Source organism: Streptomyces anthophorae (genome assembly GCF_049310305.1).
Lineage (GTDB): Bacteria > Actinomycetota > Actinomycetes > Streptomycetales > Streptomycetaceae > Streptomyces.
On record NZ_JBLWQQ010000001.1, the window covers coordinates 3,391,394 to 3,406,628 of the forward strand.

12 protein-coding genes and 2 tRNA genes are annotated in these 15,235 nt (G+C 70.0%); 8 read left to right on the forward strand and 6 right to left on the reverse strand.

Annotated elements, in window-relative coordinates; translation table 11 throughout:
- The first annotated feature begins 5 nt into the window (after positions 1-5).
- Both rsgA and ACNYS0_RS15060 read left to right on the forward strand, forming a co-directional pair.
- A complete protein-coding gene (gene rsgA / locus ACNYS0_RS15055; protein WP_422474006.1) occupies positions 6-1,016 on the forward strand; it encodes a ribosome small subunit-dependent GTPase A in 1,011 nt (336 codons plus the stop codon).
- A 109-nt stretch (positions 1,017-1,125) separates the two neighbouring features.
- Entirely contained in the window at positions 1,126-1,449 is a 324-nt protein-coding gene (locus tag ACNYS0_RS15060) for a DMT family transporter (RefSeq protein ID WP_326013912.1), read from the forward strand.
- Positions 1,450-1,472: 23 nt separating this feature from the next.
- Here ACNYS0_RS15060 and ACNYS0_RS15065 read toward each other — a convergent pair whose 3' ends face one another.
- Entirely contained in the window at positions 1,473-2,054 is a 582-nt protein-coding gene (locus ACNYS0_RS15065; RefSeq protein ID WP_422474008.1) for a TetR/AcrR family transcriptional regulator, read from the reverse strand.
- A gap of 154 nt (positions 2,055-2,208) precedes the next feature.
- Here ACNYS0_RS15065 and hisN point away from each other — a divergent pair, with 154 nt between their 5' ends.
- Together hisN and ACNYS0_RS15075 are read left to right on the forward strand one after the other, a co-directional pair.
- Positions 2,209-3,009 carry a histidinol-phosphatase gene (gene hisN / locus ACNYS0_RS15070; RefSeq protein ID WP_422474010.1) on the forward strand — a complete coding sequence of 267 codons (801 nt, stop codon included), beginning with the start codon at positions 2,209-2,211 and terminating at the stop codon, positions 3,007-3,009.
- Positions 3,010-3,212: 203 nt separating this feature from the next.
- Positions 3,213-3,614 carry a CBS domain-containing protein gene (locus ACNYS0_RS15075; protein ID WP_422432123.1) on the forward strand — a complete coding sequence of 134 codons (402 nt, stop codon included), beginning with the start codon at positions 3,213-3,215 and terminating at the stop codon, positions 3,612-3,614.
- 70 nt (positions 3,615-3,684) lie between these two features.
- On the opposite strand, the gene katG is transcribed toward ACNYS0_RS15075, so the two are convergent.
- The gene (katG, locus tag ACNYS0_RS15080; protein WP_422474012.1) at positions 3,685-5,895 is read right to left on the reverse strand and encodes a catalase/peroxidase HPI; all 2,211 of its coding nucleotides are present in this window, start codon (positions 5,893-5,895) and stop codon (positions 3,685-3,687) included.
- Between the two features lie 137 nt (positions 5,896-6,032).
- Between katG and ACNYS0_RS15085 the strand changes: the two genes are divergently transcribed.
- The 4 genes from ACNYS0_RS15085 to ACNYS0_RS15100 all read left to right on the forward strand — a co-directional run bounded on the left by ACNYS0_RS15085 (position 6,033) and on the right by ACNYS0_RS15100 (position 9,413).
- A complete protein-coding gene (locus ACNYS0_RS15085; protein ID WP_422409613.1) occupies positions 6,033-6,452 on the forward strand; it encodes a Fur family transcriptional regulator in 420 nt (139 codons plus the stop codon).
- 154 nt (positions 6,453-6,606) lie between these two features.
- Positions 6,607-7,365, forward strand: coding sequence for an ABC transporter ATP-binding protein (locus tag ACNYS0_RS15090; RefSeq protein WP_422474014.1), 759 nt, complete (start codon positions 6,607-6,609; stop codon positions 7,363-7,365).
- Positions 7,362-8,228 (forward strand): ABC transporter permease, encoded by an 867-nt coding sequence (locus ACNYS0_RS15095; protein WP_422474016.1) that lies wholly within the window; start codon positions 7,362-7,364, stop codon positions 8,226-8,228. Before ACNYS0_RS15090 ends, ACNYS0_RS15095 begins: the two co-directional genes overlap by 4 nt.
- Positions 8,229-8,258: 30 nt before the next feature.
- Positions 8,259-9,413, forward strand: coding sequence for an ABC transporter substrate-binding protein (locus tag ACNYS0_RS15100; RefSeq protein WP_422474018.1), 1,155 nt, complete (start codon positions 8,259-8,261; stop codon positions 9,411-9,413).
- A gap of 50 nt (positions 9,414-9,463) precedes the next feature.
- On the opposite strand, the gene ACNYS0_RS15105 is transcribed toward ACNYS0_RS15100, so the two are convergent.
- The 4 genes from ACNYS0_RS15105 to ACNYS0_RS15120 all read right to left on the reverse strand — a co-directional run bounded on the left by ACNYS0_RS15105 (position 9,464) and on the right by ACNYS0_RS15120 (position 15,147).
- Positions 9,464-9,537 (reverse strand) — tRNA-Met (locus tag ACNYS0_RS15105).
- A gap of 572 nt (positions 9,538-10,109) precedes the next feature.
- Positions 10,110-11,906 (reverse strand): tetratricopeptide repeat protein, encoded by a 1,797-nt coding sequence (locus ACNYS0_RS15110; RefSeq protein WP_422474020.1) that lies wholly within the window; start codon positions 11,904-11,906, stop codon positions 10,110-10,112.
- A 228-nt stretch (positions 11,907-12,134) separates the two neighbouring features.
- A tRNA-Met gene (locus tag ACNYS0_RS15115) sits at positions 12,135-12,208 on the reverse strand.
- A 47-nt stretch (positions 12,209-12,255) separates the two neighbouring features.
- The gene (locus ACNYS0_RS15120; RefSeq protein ID WP_422482653.1) at positions 12,256-15,147 is read right to left on the reverse strand and encodes a UPF0182 family membrane protein; all 2,892 of its coding nucleotides are present in this window, start codon (positions 15,145-15,147) and stop codon (positions 12,256-12,258) included.
- Between the last annotated feature and the right edge of the window lie 88 nt (positions 15,148-15,235).

Here is a 15,235-nt window from a genome sequence, read left to right on the forward strand (position 1 = left end):
CCGCGATGCGCCGCTACGGCAAGCACACCGACGAGGACGACATCCGCCAGCGCCCGAACCGCAAGGGCAACCGGCCGCGGAGCAACATCCGTCCCAAGCACGAGGACGCGGCCGAGGGCATGGTCCTCACGGTCGACCGCGGCCGCCTCACCGTCCTCATTGACGACGTCCCCGTGACCGCGATGAAGGCCCGTGAGCTGGGCCGCAAGGCGGCGGTCGTGGGCGACCGGGTCTCCGTCGTCGGCGATCTGTCCGGCAAGAAGGACACCCTCGCGCGCATCGTCCGCATCGAGGGCCGCAGCTCCCTGCTGCGCCGCACGGCGGACGACGACGACCCGTACGAGCGGGTGGTCGTCGCCAATGCCGACCAGCTGGCCATCGTCACCGCGCTCGCCGACCCCGAGCCGCGCCCGCGCATGATCGACCGCTGCCTGGTGGCGGCGTTCGACGGCGGCCTCACCCCGCTCCTCGTCCTGACGAAGTCGGACCTGGCCCCGCCGGACAAGATGCTCGAGCTGTACGGCGCGCTCGACATCCCGTACGTCGTCACCAGCCGCGAGGAGCTGGAGGACGGCACGGCCGTGGAGCGGGTGCGCGAGCAGCTCGACGGAAAGATCACGGCGTTCGTCGGGCACTCCGGTGTCGGCAAGACGACGCTGGTCAACGCGCTGGTGCCGGACGACCAGCGGCGTACGACGGGGCATGTCAACGCGGTCACGGGCCGCGGCCGGCACACCACGACCTCCGCCCTCGCCCTGCCGTTGTCGGGGGACGCGGGCTGGGTGATCGACACGCCCGGCGTGCGGTCGTTCGGACTGCACCATGTGGACCCCTCGCGCGTCATCCACGCCTTCCCCGACCTGGAGCCGGGCACGGAGAACTGCCCGCGCGCGTGCAGCCACGACGAGCCGGACTGCGCCCTGGACGCCTACGTGGAGGAGGGGCACGCGGATCCCGCCCGGCTGTACTCGCTGCGCCGGCTCCTCGCGACACGGGAGCGCCGGGAAGGCGACTGAACTCGCACTTGTTTGCTGCCGCGCCGCACAGGTAAGGGCATAATCGCACCAAGCCGGACGCAAGATCACAGACATTCAGAGATCAGTGGAACGCGGGAGGCACAAGGACATGGCGTGGCTGCTGGTCGTCGTCGCGGGGATCCTGGAGACCGGGTTCGCCGTCTGTCTGAAGCTCTCCCACGGCTTCACACGGCTGTGGCCGACGGTCGCGTTCGCCGCGTTCGCCCTCGGCAGCTTCGGCCTCCTCACGCTCTCCCTGAAGAAGCTCGACGTCGGCCCGGCCTACGCGGTGTGGACGGGCATCGGCGCGGCCGGCACGGCGATCTACGGCATGGTCTTCCTCGGCGACGTCGTCTCGGTCCTGAAGCTCGTCTCGATCAGCCTGGTGATCGCGGGCGTGATCGGCCTGCAACTGTCGGGCTCCGCGCACTGACGCCGTCCGCTCCACGGGCGTCCCTACCGGCGTACGACCTCGCGCACCATCCGCGCGACCCCGCCCTCACCCGGCGGCGCCAGCACGCACGACAGGGCGAGCCGCACGGCCACCTCGCAGTCCCGCGCCAGCGCCTCCCCCTCGCTCTTCGCCGCCCCCGGCACCCCGAGCGCGGCCACGCTCCGGTCCCGCACGGCGGCCACGAAGTCGACAGGACCCGGCAGCGGCCCGTCCGCTCTGCGCTGCGCGGGCACCGAAGAGGAGGACGGCACGGCGGACAGCGTCGGCGAGGGCAGGCGCTCGCTCCAGCAGCCGGTGAGCGCGGCCCGCACGAGCGGATTGCGCCGCGCGCTGGCGACGGTCCACTCGGCCACGGAGTCGAGCCCGCCCTCCTTCAACGCCCGGTCCACGCCCGCGAGATACGCGTCGGCCTCCCGCCGCACGAGGGCGCGCGCGAGCCCCTCCTTGCTGCCGAACTCGTTGTAGAGGGTCTGCCGGGAGACCCCGGCGACCGCCGCCACGTCGACCATCCGCACGCCGCCCCACGGTCGCCGCGCGAGCGCCGTATAGGCCGCGTCGAGTAGGGATTCCCGCGCTGCCGGCATCGTCGCCTCCCCGGTTCGCCGGGTTTCACAAGGCCTGTGTGGCCAGAGTTGACGCGCCCGTACGCAGTGTCAAGGCCTCTCGCCGAGCACCCCGGGCCCGCCGTCGGATCGGTCCCTGTAGCAGTCGGCGTACCACGATCGATACTGTTCACTCATGCCCGACTACCAAGATGATCTGCGGCTCGCCCACGTCCTCGCGGACGTCGCCGATGCCGCGACGATGGACCGGTTCAAGGCGCTCGACCTGAAGGTGGAGACCAAGCCGGACATGACTCCGGTGAGCGAGGCGGACAAGGCCGCCGAGGAGTTGATCCGCGGCAACCTGCAACGGGCCAGGCCGCGGGACGCGATCTTGGGCGAGGAGTACGGGATCCAGGGCACGGGCCCGCGCCGCTGGGTCATCGACCCGATCGACGGGACCAAGAACTATGTGCGCGGCGTCCCGGTCTGGGCGACGCTGATCTCCCTGATGGAGGCGGGCGAGGGCGGCTACCAGCCGGTCGTCGGCGTCGTCTCCGCCCCCGCGCTCCAGCGTCGTTGGTGGGCCGCGAAGAGAGCTGGCGCGTACACGGGCCGCAGCCTGACCTCCGCGTCGCGCATCCACGCCTCCAACGTGGGCCGCCTGGAGGACGCCTCGTTCGCGTACTCCTCGTTGACCGGCTGGGAGGAGCAGGGCAGGCTCGACGGCTTCCTCGACCTGTCGCGCACCGTGTGGCGCACGCGCGGCTACGGGGACTTCTGGCCCTACATGATGGTCGCCGAGGGCTCGATCGACATGTGCGCCGAACCGGAGCTCTCGCTGTGGGACATGGCGGCGCCGTCGATCGTCGTCTCCGAGGCGGGCGGCAGCTACACCGGGCTCGACGGGCGCCCGGGCCCGCACAGCGGCAACGCGGCGGCCTCGAACGGCCTGCTGCACGACCAGTTGCTGAGCTATCTGCGCGCTTCGGTGTGAGCGACGGGCGCGAGGCGGGGTGAGCCACACGCGCACCTCGGGTTGAGCCACCCGCGCGCCTGAACTCGCATCCCGCGCCCCCTTGTTGACACTCCCTTTACCTGCAACTCTGAGAGTCCCCCCACTTGTGAACTTGTGAACCGTTTCTCGTACCGCACGGGACCGGCCCCACAAGTGCCTCACACAGGAAGGTGGCTCCATCCATGCTCGTCCGTGACGCCATGAGCACGATGGTCCTCACCATCGGCCCCAACCACACCCTGCGCCAGGCGGCCCGACTGATGTCCGCGCGCCGCATCGGCGCCGCCGTCGTCCTCGACCCGGACGGCTGCGGCATCGGGATCCTGACCGAGCGCGACATCCTCAACGCCCTGGGACAGAACCAGAATCCGGACCTGGAGACCGCCGGCGCCCACACCACGACGGACGTCGTCTTCGCCGCCCCGTCGTGGACCGTGGAAGAGGCCGCCGCCGCGATGGCGCACGGCGGCTTCCGGCACCTCATCGTGCTCGACGGACAGGAGCCGGTCGGCATCGTGTCGGTCCGCGACATCATCCGCCGCTGGGCCCCGGCCCGGCGACAGCCCGCCCCGCTCCCCGCGTAGACCGTAGACCCACGACAGAGAGGGCCGGCTCCCCGCAGGGAACCGGCCCTCTTCACTCAACGGTCCGCGATCAGCGCACGTCGAACCGGTCCAGGTCCATGACCTTGGTCCACGCCGCGGCGAAGTCCTTCACGAACTTCTCCTTGGCGTCGTCGCTCGCGTACACCTCGGCGAGCGCACGCAGCTCGGAGTTGGCGCCGAAGACCAGGTCGGCGCGGGTGCCGGTCCACTTGACCTGACCCGAGGCGTCCGTGCCCTCGAACTCGTCCTGCGCCTTCGTCGTCGACTTCCACTGGGTGTCGATGTCGGTGATGTTGACGAAGAAGTCGTTGCTGAGGACGCCCGGACGGTCGGTCAGGACGCCGTGCTTCGACCCGCCCGCGTTGATCCCGATGACGCGCAGACCACCGACGAGGACGGTCATCTCGGGCGCGCTGAGGGTCAGCAGGTTCGCCTTGTCGGTGAGCAGGAACTCCGCCGGGAGGCGGTTGCCCTTGCCCACGTAGTTGCGGAAGCCGTCCGCCTTCGGCTCCAGGGCCGAGAAGGACTCGACGTCCGTCTGCTCCTGCGTGGCGTCGACACGCCCCGGCGTGAACGCGACCTCGACCTCGACGCCGCCGTCCTTGGCGGCCTGCTCGACGGCCGCGGTGCCCGCGAGCACGATCAGGTCGGCCAGGGAGACCTTCTTGGCGCCCTTGGCGTTGAACGACTCCTGGATGCCCTCCAGGACGCGGAGCACCTGCGCGAGGCTCTCCGGGTCGTTGACCTCCCAGCCGCGCTGCGGCTCGAGGCGGATGCGGGCGCCGTTGGCACCGCCGCGCTTGTCGCCGCCGCGGAAGGAGGAGGCCGAGGCCCAGGCCGCGGAGACCAGCTGCGGGATCGTGAGGTCCGAGGCGAGGATCTGCTGCTTGAGCTCCGCGATGTCGGCGGCGTCGATGAGCTCGCCCTCGCGCTCCGGCAGCGGGTCCTGCCACAGCAGCACCTCGGAGGGGACCTCCGGGCCGAGGTAGCGGACGACCGGACCCAGGTCACGGTGCGTCAGCTTGTACCAGGCGCGGGCGAACGCGTCGGCGAATTCCTCGGGGTTCTCGTAGAAGCGCCGCGAGATCGGCTCGTAGATCGGGTCGAACTTCAGCGAGAGGTCCGTGGTGAGCATCGTCGGCAGCCGCTTGACCGAGGGGTCCTCGGGGTCCGGGATGATCGCCTCGGCGTTCTTCGCCACCCACTGGTTGGCGCCGGCCGGGGACTGCGTGAGCTCGTACTCGTACTCGAAGAGGTTCTTGAAGAAGTAGTTGCTCCACTGGGTGGGCGTCTCGGTCCAGGTGACCTCGAGGCCGGAGGTGATGGCGTCGCGGCCCTTGCCCTTGCCGTAGCCGGACTTCCAGCCGAGGCCCATCTGCTCCATCGGCGCGCCCTCGGGCTCGGCGCCGACCAGGTCCGCGTCACCCGCGCCGTGCGTCTTGCCGAAGGTGTGGCCACCGGCGATGAGGGCGACGGTCTCCTCGTCGTTCATCGCCATGCGGCGGAACGTCTCACGGATGTCGCGGGCCGCGGCGATCGGGTCCGGGTTCCCGTTCGGGCCCTCCGGGTTGACGTAGATGAGGCCCATCTGGACGGCGCCGAGCGGGTCCTCGAGGTCACGGTCGCCCGTGTAGCGCTTGTCGTCGAGCCAGACCTGCTCGGGGCCCCAGTAGACGTCCTCGTCCGGCTCCCACACGTCCTCGCGGCCACCGGCGAAGCCGAAGGTCTCGAAGCCCATGGTCTCCAGGGCGACGTTGCCGGTGAGGATCAGAAGGTCGGCCCAGGAGATGCTCTGGCCGTACTTCTTCTTCACGGGCCACAGCAGGCGGCGGGCCTTGTCCAGGTTGCCGTTGTCCGGCCAGCTGTTGAGCGGGGCGAAGCGCTGCTGACCCGCGCCCGCGCCACCGCGGCCGTCGCTGATCCGGTACGTACCGGCGGAGTGCCAGGCCATCCGGATCATCAGCGGGCCGTAGTGCCCGAAGTCGGCGGGCCACCAGTCCTTGGAGGTGGTCAGGACCTCGGCGATGTCGCGCTTCACGGACGCGAGGTCCAGGGAGTTGAACGCCTCGGCGTAGTCGAACTCCTCACCCAGCGGGTTCGCCACGGCCGGGTTCTTCGCAAGGATCTTGAGATTGAGGCTCTCGGGCCACCACTGCCGGTTGCCGCCACCCTGCGTGGGGTGCGCCGCTCGGCCGTGCGCGACCGGACAACCGCCCGCCTCCGCGTTGGGGTCCGTCACAAATTCTTGATTCTCGGACATTGGGTGCCCTTCCCGAGTCGTCCTGTCGCTTGGCTATAGCCAAGCCTGATCCTACAATGGACAATGTCTAAGTCAAGGAAAGCTCCAAAGTCACATCCAATCGGGGCCAAGGTCCCCTGACTGTTAGGCTGGTCCTTATGAGTGACCTGTTGGAACGGCTGCGCGGACGCGGCTGGCGGATGACCGCACAGCGGCGCGTCGTGGCCGAGGTTCTCGACGGGGACCACGTACACCTCACGGCCGACGAGGTGCACTCGCGCGCGGCCGCGAAGCTGCCGGAGATCTCGCGGGCCACCGTTTACAACACGCTGGGCGAGATGGTCTCGCTCGGCGAGGTGATCGAGGTCGCGACGGACAAGCGCGCGAAGCGCTACGACCCGAACGCGCACCGCCCGCACCAGCACCTGGTCTGCGACCTGTGCGGCCAGATCCGCGACGTCCACCCGACGGGCAATCCGCTGACGGCCCTGCCGTCGGACGAGCGCTTCGGCTTCACGATCTCGGACGTCGAGGTCACGTACCGAGGACTGTGCCCGAACTGCGCCGCGAAGGTGTAGCGCTCCCCAGCACTCCACACACTCCGAAAGGCCCGCACCGCACGGTGCGGGCCTTTCGCGTTGCATGAGCCGACCACGCACCCCCTTCCGCAATCTGACGGGTCGTCATATTCTCGCGGTCGCCCACGAGAATCCGCCGCACCCCGGAGGGCCCATGCATCCCAAGCTCCAAGCCCGCGCACTCACCAGGACGTTCGGCAGCACGCACGCCCTCGGACCGCTCGACCTGACGCTCGCCCCCGGCGAGTTCGTCTGCGTGGTCGGCCCCTCGGGCTGCGGGAAGTCCACCCTGCTCCGCATCGCCGCGGGCCTCACCCGCCCCTCCGGCGGCACCCTGGAGATCCGTACGACGAGCCCCCGCCCGGCGGCGATGATCTTCCAGGACTACGGGATCTACGACTGGAAGACCGTCCTGGCCAACGTCCGCTTCGGCCTCGACATCCAGAAGGTCCCGCGCAAGGAGGCGAACGCCCGCGCCCGCGACTGGCTCGCCAGGATGGGCCTCGCCGACTTCGCCGACGCCTACCCGTCCGCCCTCTCCGGCGGCATGCGCCAGCGCGTCGCCATCGCGCGGGCACTGGCGGTCGAGCCGGAGATCCTCCTCATGGACGAGCCCTTCGCCGCCCTCGACGCCCAGCTCCGCACGATCCTCCAGGACGAGCTGCTGGCGCTCACGCAGACGACGCGGACCACCACGCTGTTCATCACGCACAGCCTGGAGGAGGCGATCGTCCTCGGCGACCGGGTCCTGGTGATGTCGGCCCGCCCCGGACGGGTGATCGCCGAGCGCAGGCCGCCGTTCGAGCGCCCGCGCACCGGCGAGATCCGCGACACCCCCGCATTCACGTCGCTGAAGGGCGAGCTGTGGGACCTCCTGCGCGGCGAGGTGCACCAGGAGGCGGTCCCGGCATGAGCGCGCTCACCCCGACCAAGGCCACCGACGATCTGCTGGTCCGCGCCCCGGGCCCCGAGGAGCTCCACCCCACCCGCGCCCGGCGCAGGCGCCGCGCCCTCGAACTCTCCCTCGCGATCGCGGTCCCGGTCGTCCTGATCCTGCTCTGGCAGCTCGCCGCCTCCCAGTCCTGGATCGACGAGCGGATCTACCCGGCCCCGTCCACGATCCTCGCCGACGGCTGGCAGCGCGCGGCCGACGGCGAACTGTGGCCGGACGTCTGGGCCACCCTGAAGCGGGTCCTCGCCGGCTACGTCATCGGCACGGTGTCGGGCTATCTCCTCGGCCTCCTCATGGGCTCGATCTCCCTGGTCCGCGCGGCACTCGAACCCCTCCTCGACGCCCTCTACGTGGTCCCGAAGCTCGCCCTGCTCCCGATCTTCCTGAACATGTTCGGCCTGGGCGAGGGCCCGCAGATCGCGCTCGTCGCGGCGACGGTCTTCTTCTTCGTGTGGATCTCGACGATGGCGGCGGTCATCTCCGTCCCCACCGGCCACCGGGACGCCGGCCAGGTCTTCGGCGCCTCACCGTGGCAGATGTTCCGCCACGTCCTGCTCCCCGCCTCGCTCCCCGCCGTCCTGGTCGGCGCGCGCATCGCGGCGGGCGTCGCGGTCCTGGTCATCGTCGCCTCGGAGCAGATCGCGGCGAACGACGGCCTGGGCCACCTGATCTTCGACGCCCGCGCCCTCTTCCAGAACGACGTGATGTTCGTCGGCATCGTCTGCGTCGCCGCCCTGGGTGTCCTCTTCTCCGAACTGGTGCGCCTGGCGGGCCGGTTCCTCACCCCCTGGGCCCCGCGCGACCGCGGCCGCGGCCAGTCCTGACTCCCTCTCGACTTCTTGTACGGAGGCTCCATGCGCACCAGACACGTACGTACGTCATACGCGGGTACGACCCTGCTCGCGGTCGGCGCCCTGCTGCTCGGCACGGCGTCCTGCGCGAAGAACGACACGCCGTCGGACGCCGCCGCGGCCAAACCCCGCACGATCAAGGCGGTGGACGGCTGCGGCAAGGGCTCCTGGACGGATCCGGGGGACCGCTCCCCCGACCGCGAACCGGCCCGCTGCGACAAGGGCGCGCCCGCGCCGCAGAAGCTGGCCAAGCCCCGCAAGCTGACGATCGCGACGGGCACGCTGAGCGCCGAGTACGTGGCCCCGCTCGAAATGGCCGTCAAGAAGGGCGAGTTCAAGAAGGAGGGCCTCGATGTGAAGCTGAAGGTCCTCCCCACGCCCGACGCCCTCCCCCTCCTCGCCAAGGGCGACATCGACGCCCAGTGGGCCGCCCCGGAGGCCGCGGTCATGAACGGCATCCTCGGCGGCTTCGACATCAAGTGGGTGTCCGGCAACTTCTCCCCCGACCCCAAGTCCAAGAGCGGCCTGTGGGTGCGCCTCAAGAAGGGGCAGAGCGCGTCCCAGGTCCGGATGGCGGGCAAGAAGATGGGCACGCTGATCGGCAAGGGCTCGGTCGCCTCGTACCCAATGAACATCGCCCTGAAGAAGCACGGCGGAGGGCTCGACAAGATCCAGTTCCAGCAGCTCGGCTCGGCGGACGTGCTGACCGGCCTCCAGAACGGCGGCGTCGACTCGGCCTGGCTCCTCGACCCGATCTGGCGCAAGGTCGACGGCGACAAGCGCTTCGCGTTCCTCGGCGGTCAGCCGCAGGGCGAGCCCCTCGGCGGCATGCTGTTCGGCCCGAACCTCCTCACCAAGGACCCGGACGCGGGCGTCGCGCTGCTGCGCGCGTACATCCGCACGGTGAACACGTACTTCCCGGACGACTACAAGAAGGACCCCGCCTTCGTGGCCGAGCTGGCCCGCCTCCTGAAGACGGACAAGAAGGTCCTGGAGGAGACGCCCTCGCTGCGGATGGACTGGGAGATCCGATCCGGCACGACGGACAGGCTGCAAGCCGCGTACAAAGCGGCGGGCGTCTCCGAGGGAGATCCGCTGCCCGAGTCGAAGACGGTGAACAGGAAGCTGTACGAGGAGGCGGTCGGCCACAAGCCGTGAACACGCCTGAGGCCCGGAACCATTACTGGTTCCGGGCCTCAGACCTTGAGTAGCGGGGACAGGATTTGAACCTGCGACCTCTGGGTTATGAGCCCAGCGAGCTACCGAGCTGCTCCACCCCGCGCCGTTGTGTTCACAACCTTACGCGACACCCCCGACCAGCGCAAACCGCTCCGCGGGGGGCCGGTGGCGGGAGGAGGCGGGGCGGGCGACAGGTGGCCAGCGGCGGGCGGCGTGCGACCGATGACGGGTGACGGGTGCCCCGGCACGCTGGGCACAGCCCCCCGGCCGCCCGGGCGCACCCCACGCCACACCCCACCCACCCGCCCCCTCCGGGGGCGTCGGCCCCACGGGGCTCTACCCCGCCACAAGCAGCCCGCCACGGGAATGGCTGCCCACCCGCCACGGTCGGCCGCACCCCCGCCTCGGGCAACCCGTCTCGGGCACCGCTCGCCACCCGCCACGGTCGACCGCACCCCCGCCTTGGGCAATCTGCCGCCTTGGGCGGCAGGGTGGGCAAGGCGGCGCCCGGTGCCGCGCAACGACAGCATCGAGCCTCGCCCCGGCGCAGCCGGAAACACCGGTACAGGCCACGCTCACGCCCGGCCGCCACCCCGTCGCAGCCGGAAAACACCGATACCGGCCGCACACACCTCAGGCCCGAACCCCGCCCCAGCCGAACCCCCAAGCGCAGCGCTACGCCGACAGCTCCTGCCGCAACGCATCCCGCAACCGCCCCGCCCGCTCCGCAACCTCCGCAGGACCGAGCTCGACCGCCCGCGACGCCCACTTCTGCCCCTCGGCGAGATCACCGCGCCGCGCACACAGCAGCGCGAGCCGCAACGCCGCCCGCCCATGCCCCGCATCGGCCGCCCGCGTCCACCACAGCGCAGCCTCCGGCTCACTGCCCTCCCGGGCGAGCAGCAGCCCGAGGTTGAACGCCCCGTTGCGCGACCCGGCCTCCGCGGCCTCGCGGTACCACCGCGCCGCCTCGACCACATCGCCGCGCGCGGCGGCCAGCATCCCGACCCGTACCTGCGCCCGCCGGTGCCCGTGCTCGGCGGCCCGCTCGTACCACTCCTCGCACTCGCTCTTCTCGGTGACCGGCTCCCCCAGCTCGTGCCGCACCGCCGGCGGCCGCCGCACGTCGAGCAGCGAGGCGAGCCGGTACGCGGCCTCCCCGCTGCCGCCACCGGCCGCACACCGCAGGTGCCGCTCGGCGGCCTGCTCGTCGCCCTCGCGCTGCCGCGCGATCCCGGCCTGCAACGCGGCCTCGGTGTGCCCACCGGCCGCGGCCCGCTCGTACCACTGGAGCGCCGCCGCCTCGTCGTCCCGACTCGCGTAGAGGATCCCCAGGTTGAACGCCGCGTCGACGCTGCCGGCCTCCGCCGCCTTGGAGAACCAGGGCTCGGCGCCGACCGCGTCCCCGTTCTGGAGGAGCAGCACCGCCAGCGCGTTGGCCGCCTCGCGGTGACCCGCGTAGGCGGCACGGCGGTACCAGCCCTCGGCCTGCGCGGTGCGCTGCTGTTCGGCGCAGAGCAGCCCGAGGTTGTACGCGCCGTTGTTGTCGCCCGCGTCCATGGCCGCGCGGTACCAGCGCTCGGCGGTCTGCGTCTCGCCGCGCTCGGCGTGCAGGGCGCCCAGCGCGTTCGCCGCGTTGCCGTCTCCGTCCTGGGCGGCCCGCAGCCACCACACGGCGGCGCTCTCCTCGTCGCCCGCGTCGCGCAGCAGGAACGCGAGGGCGCACGCGGCGCGCGCCTCACCGTCCTTGGCGGACGTCAGGTACCAGCGCCCGGCCTCCTTCAACTCGCCGCGCTTCTCCAGGATCGAACCGAGGTGCAGCGCGGCCCGCCGGTGCCCGCGCGCGGAGGCCTGCCGGTACCACTGCTCGGCCTCTTCCGCCGGGTTGCCGCCGTCCCCGGAGACGAGCACATCGGTGCCGCCTTTCCGGTCGAGCGCGCGAGCGAGCCGGTACGCGGCCTCACGGTGCCCGCGCTCCGCGGCGACCCGCATCCAGCGCTCGGCCCCGACGTCGCTGCGGTGCTCCAGAAGATCGGCGAGGGCGTACGCGCCCAGGGTGTGGCCGTGCTCGGCGGCCTGGCGCAGCCAGTACTCGGCGGCGGGCTCGTCGCCGCGCTCGCGGAAGTGCCGGCCCAGGGCGTGCGCGGCAGGCGCGGAGCCCGCGACGGCCGCGACCCGCCACCAGCCCGCGGCCTCGTCCGCGTAGCCGCGCGTGTGGAGCAGGACTCCGAGGTTGTTGGCCGCGGCCCGGTCACCGGCGCCGGTGGCAGCACGAAGAAGGGGCTCGGCTCCGTCGAGATCTCCGCGGCGCAGCAGCATGGCGCCGAGGACGCTCATCGCCTCGACGTCGCCGGCCTCCGCGGCCAGCCGCTGGCGTGCTTCTTCCGCAGCCTCGCCGGGTTCGTCCCGATCGGTCGGCTGCACAAACCGCCCTGTCTCCAACAGAGTTGCCTTGTCCCCCATAACGTCCATCGTCGCACCACCTGCAACCTGGGTACACCTCGTATACCGCAGCCAGTGAGGTCACTTCAGCGTTTTGTCGACATGCCCACAGGGAGACAAGTGAAACACAGATCTCTGAACTCCCCCCGAGGGGAGCATCGTTCGCACATGCTTCGCACATGCCAGGGGCTCATGACGAGAGGGGCCCCGACGCACCGAAGGCCCGGAAGCCTTAGCTTCCGAGCCTTCGATCTTCAGTAGCGGGGACAGGATTTGAACCTGCGACCTCTGGGTTATGAGCCCAGCGAGCTACCGAGCTGCTCCACCCCGCGCCGTTGTGTTCAAACCGTACCACGGCGCGGAGGGGTCACTTGACCAGTCAGCCGCCGGCCGCCTCCTTGTCGCTGCTCTTGTCGTTCTTGTTGTCCCCTGCCGCCTTGTCCGCCTTGGTCTGGGCGTCCTCGGCGCGCTGAAGGGCGTCCTGCAACGCGTCCTGGGCCTCGCCGTAGGCGGTCCAGTCGTTGTCCTTCAGGGCCTTCTGGCCGTCCTTGAACGCCTTGTCCGCGTCGGCCAGCGCCTCCTTCACCGTCGAGTTCTCCGGCGGCTGGGCGCTGCCGGGCTTCTCCGGTTCGGAAGGCGTGTCCCCCTTCACGTCGAAGGCCTGGTTGAGCGCCTCGGGCAGCGAGTCGGCGAACCCGATCTTGTTGCCGTACGAGACCGCGACCTTGCGCATGAGTGGGTACTCGGCATTGCGGCCCTGGGCGTAGATCGGCTCCACGTAGAGGAAGCCCTTGTCGAGCGGCACCGTCAGCAGATTGCCGTACAGGACCGTCGAGTCGGCACCCTTCATGTCGCGCACCCAGTTGGCCACGGTGTTCGAGGAGTTGAGCGTGTTCTGCACCTGCTCGGGTCCCGCGACCTTGTCCTCGGTGACTCTGAGGAGCCTTATGGCGCCGTAGTCCTTACTGGTCGCGTCGGCGTCGACCGCCATGAACGCTCTCAGGTTGGGCCTGCCGCTCGGTGTGAACGTCGTCGTCAGCGAGAACTGCTGGCTGGTCTGACCCGGCATCTTCATGGACAGGTAGTACGGCGGAACCGCGCTGTTGTCCTTCTTGGTCGGGTCGTTCGGCACCTGCCAGGCGTCGGACGCGTTGTAGAACTGGTTCGAGTTCGTCACGTGGTAGAGGCTGAGCAGCTCACGCTGGACCTTGAACATGTCCTGCGGGTAGCGCAGGTGCTCCTTCAAGGAGGCCGGGATCGCGCTCTTCGGCTCGACCGTGCCCGGGAAGGCCTTCTTCCAGGTCTTCAGGACCGGGTCCTTGTCGTCCCAGGTGTAGAGCTTGACCTCGCCCGTGCCCGCGTCGACGGTCGCCTTCACCGAGTTGCGGATGTAGTTGACCTGGTTCTGCTGGGCCACCACGGCACGCTGGCTGTCCGCCTCGTTGAGCGAGTCGGCGGTGCTGTCGCCCAGCGTCGTACGGGACGCGTAGGGATAGCCGTTCGACGTCGTGTAGGCGTCGATGACCCACTTGATCTTGCCGTTCACGACCGTCGGATACGGGTCTCCGTCGATCGTCAGCCACGGCGCGACGGCCTCGACGCGCTCCTTGGGAGTGCGGTTGTAGAGGATCCGCGAGCCCTCACCGATGGCTCCCGAGTAGAGGATCTGCGGCTCACTGAAGGCGACGGCGTACGCGGCGCGGTTGAGCGGGTTCGCCAGATTGACGCCGCCCTTGCCCTTGTAGCTGGTCGTCTTCTGGGTGCCGTCGTCCTGCTCGTAGTCCAGCTCCTTCTGCGGCCCACCGACGATCGAGTACTGCGAGGTCTTCTCGCCGTAGTAGATGCGCTGGTTGTAGTCGCCGAGGTCGCCGGTGGTCGGCAGGCCCGACTCGGTGAACTGCGGGGCGCCACCGGAGGTCGCCGTGCCCTTCGCCGTCACGGCTCCGTAGCCGTGCGTGTAGACGAAGTGGTCGTTGATCCAGTTGCGCTTGTCGAGCTTGCTCAGGTTGAGCTCGCGCAGACCCACGACGGTGTCCTGGCCCTTGTAGCGGTCCACGTCCAGCGTCGTCGGGAACTGGTAGTACTTCCGCTGCTGCTCGAGCTGCTGGAAGGTCGGCGAGACGATGTTCGGGTCGTTCAGCCGGTAGCTGGCCGCCGAGTCGGACTCGGTCCGCTGCTTCTTGGCGTCGTCCGAACCCTTGCCCTTGTAGTCCACCGGCTTGGCATTGTCGATGCCGTACGCCTTACGGGTCGCCTCGATGTTCTTCGTGATGTACGGGGCTTCCTTGGACTGCTCGTTCGGCTGGACCTGGAACTTCTGGACGATGGCCGGGTACAGGCCGCCGATCAGGATCGCCGAGAGCACCATCAGGCCGAAGCCGATGACCGGCAGCTGCCAGGTGCGCCGCCACAGGGTCGCGAAGAAGAGGATCGCGCAGATGACGGCGATGCAGAACAGGATCGTCTTCGCCGGCAGATACGCGTTCGCGTCGACGTACCTGAGACCCGTCCAGTTGTCCGTCGCCTTGAAGTCGCTCTGCTTCACCGCGAGCCCGTACCGGTCGAGCCAGTACGCGACCGCCTTCAGGGCCACGAACACGCCCAGCAGGACGGAGAGGTGCCCCGTCGCCGCGGCCGTGGCGCGCGCGCCCGGGCTGGTGATCCGCAGGCCGCCGTACAGGTAGTGCGTCAGCGCCGCGGCGACCAGGCCGATGACGGCCGCCGCGAACCCGAAGCCGAGCAGGAAGCGGTACCAGGGCAGATCGAACGCGTAGAAGGACACGTCCATGTGGAACTGCGGGTCCTTCTGGTTGAACGGCACGCCGTTCACGAACATCAGCCAGGTACGCCACTGGCTGGCGGCCGATGCTCCCGCGATCAGGCCCACAAGGGCGGTGACGCCGACGAGCAGCCATCGCTTGAAGGGCGCGATGCCCATCCGGTACCGATCGAGGCTCTGCTGCTCCATCGACATGGCGCTCAGCGGCGGGCGCAGCCGGTGCGCCAGCCACACGTTCACGCCGACGGCGAGCGCCATCAGGAGTCCGAAGACGAAGAAGAGCCCGATCTTCGTCCACAGTTGAGTCGTAAAGACGGACGAAAACTTGACCGAGCGGTACCAGAGCCAGTCGGTCCAGAATCCGGCGAACATGACGAAAGCCATGCCGAGCACGGCCAGGACGCCCAGCGTCAACAACAGCGTCCGGGCACGCCGGGAGGGTCGGCCGACTCTGATCCGCGGTCCCGTTGGGCCCCCGCCGCGGTCCGGCATCTGGAAAGCCAAGGTGTGCACCTCGAAGTTCGGTATTCGGTCGGTCGGTCGGGCCCCCGAGATCGCGGACCCATCACCTATGCAACTT

Excerpts from the sequence above, each read along its gene's own strand:
- rsgA (WP_422474006.1), top strand. The coding sequence starts at position 6 with ATGCGCCGCTACGGCAAGCACACCGACGAGGACGACATCCGCCAGCGC.
- ACNYS0_RS15060 (WP_326013912.1), top strand. The coding sequence starts at position 1,126 with ATGGCGTGGCTGCTGGTCGTCGTCGCGGGGATCCTGGAGACCGGGTTC.
- ACNYS0_RS15065 (WP_422474008.1), bottom strand. The coding sequence starts at position 2,054 with ATGCCGGCAGCGCGGGAATCCCTACTCGACGCGGCCTATACGGCGCTC.
- hisN (WP_422474010.1), top strand. The coding sequence starts at position 2,209 with ATGCCCGACTACCAAGATGATCTGCGGCTCGCCCACGTCCTCGCGGAC.
- ACNYS0_RS15075 (WP_422432123.1), top strand. The coding sequence starts at position 3,213 with ATGCTCGTCCGTGACGCCATGAGCACGATGGTCCTCACCATCGGCCCC.
- katG (WP_422474012.1), bottom strand. The coding sequence starts at position 5,895 with ATGTCCGAGAATCAAGAATTTGTGACGGACCCCAACGCGGAGGCGGGC.
- ACNYS0_RS15085 (WP_422409613.1), top strand. The coding sequence starts at position 6,033 with ATGAGTGACCTGTTGGAACGGCTGCGCGGACGCGGCTGGCGGATGACC.
- ACNYS0_RS15090 (WP_422474014.1), top strand. The coding sequence starts at position 6,607 with ATGCATCCCAAGCTCCAAGCCCGCGCACTCACCAGGACGTTCGGCAGC.
- ACNYS0_RS15095 (WP_422474016.1), top strand. The coding sequence starts at position 7,362 with ATGAGCGCGCTCACCCCGACCAAGGCCACCGACGATCTGCTGGTCCGC.
- ACNYS0_RS15100 (WP_422474018.1), top strand. The coding sequence starts at position 8,259 with ATGCGCACCAGACACGTACGTACGTCATACGCGGGTACGACCCTGCTC.
- ACNYS0_RS15110 (WP_422474020.1), bottom strand. The coding sequence starts at position 11,906 with ATGGACGTTATGGGGGACAAGGCAACTCTGTTGGAGACAGGGCGGTTT.
- ACNYS0_RS15120 (WP_422482653.1), bottom strand. The coding sequence starts at position 15,147 with ATGCCGGACCGCGGCGGGGGCCCAACGGGACCGCGGATCAGAGTCGGC.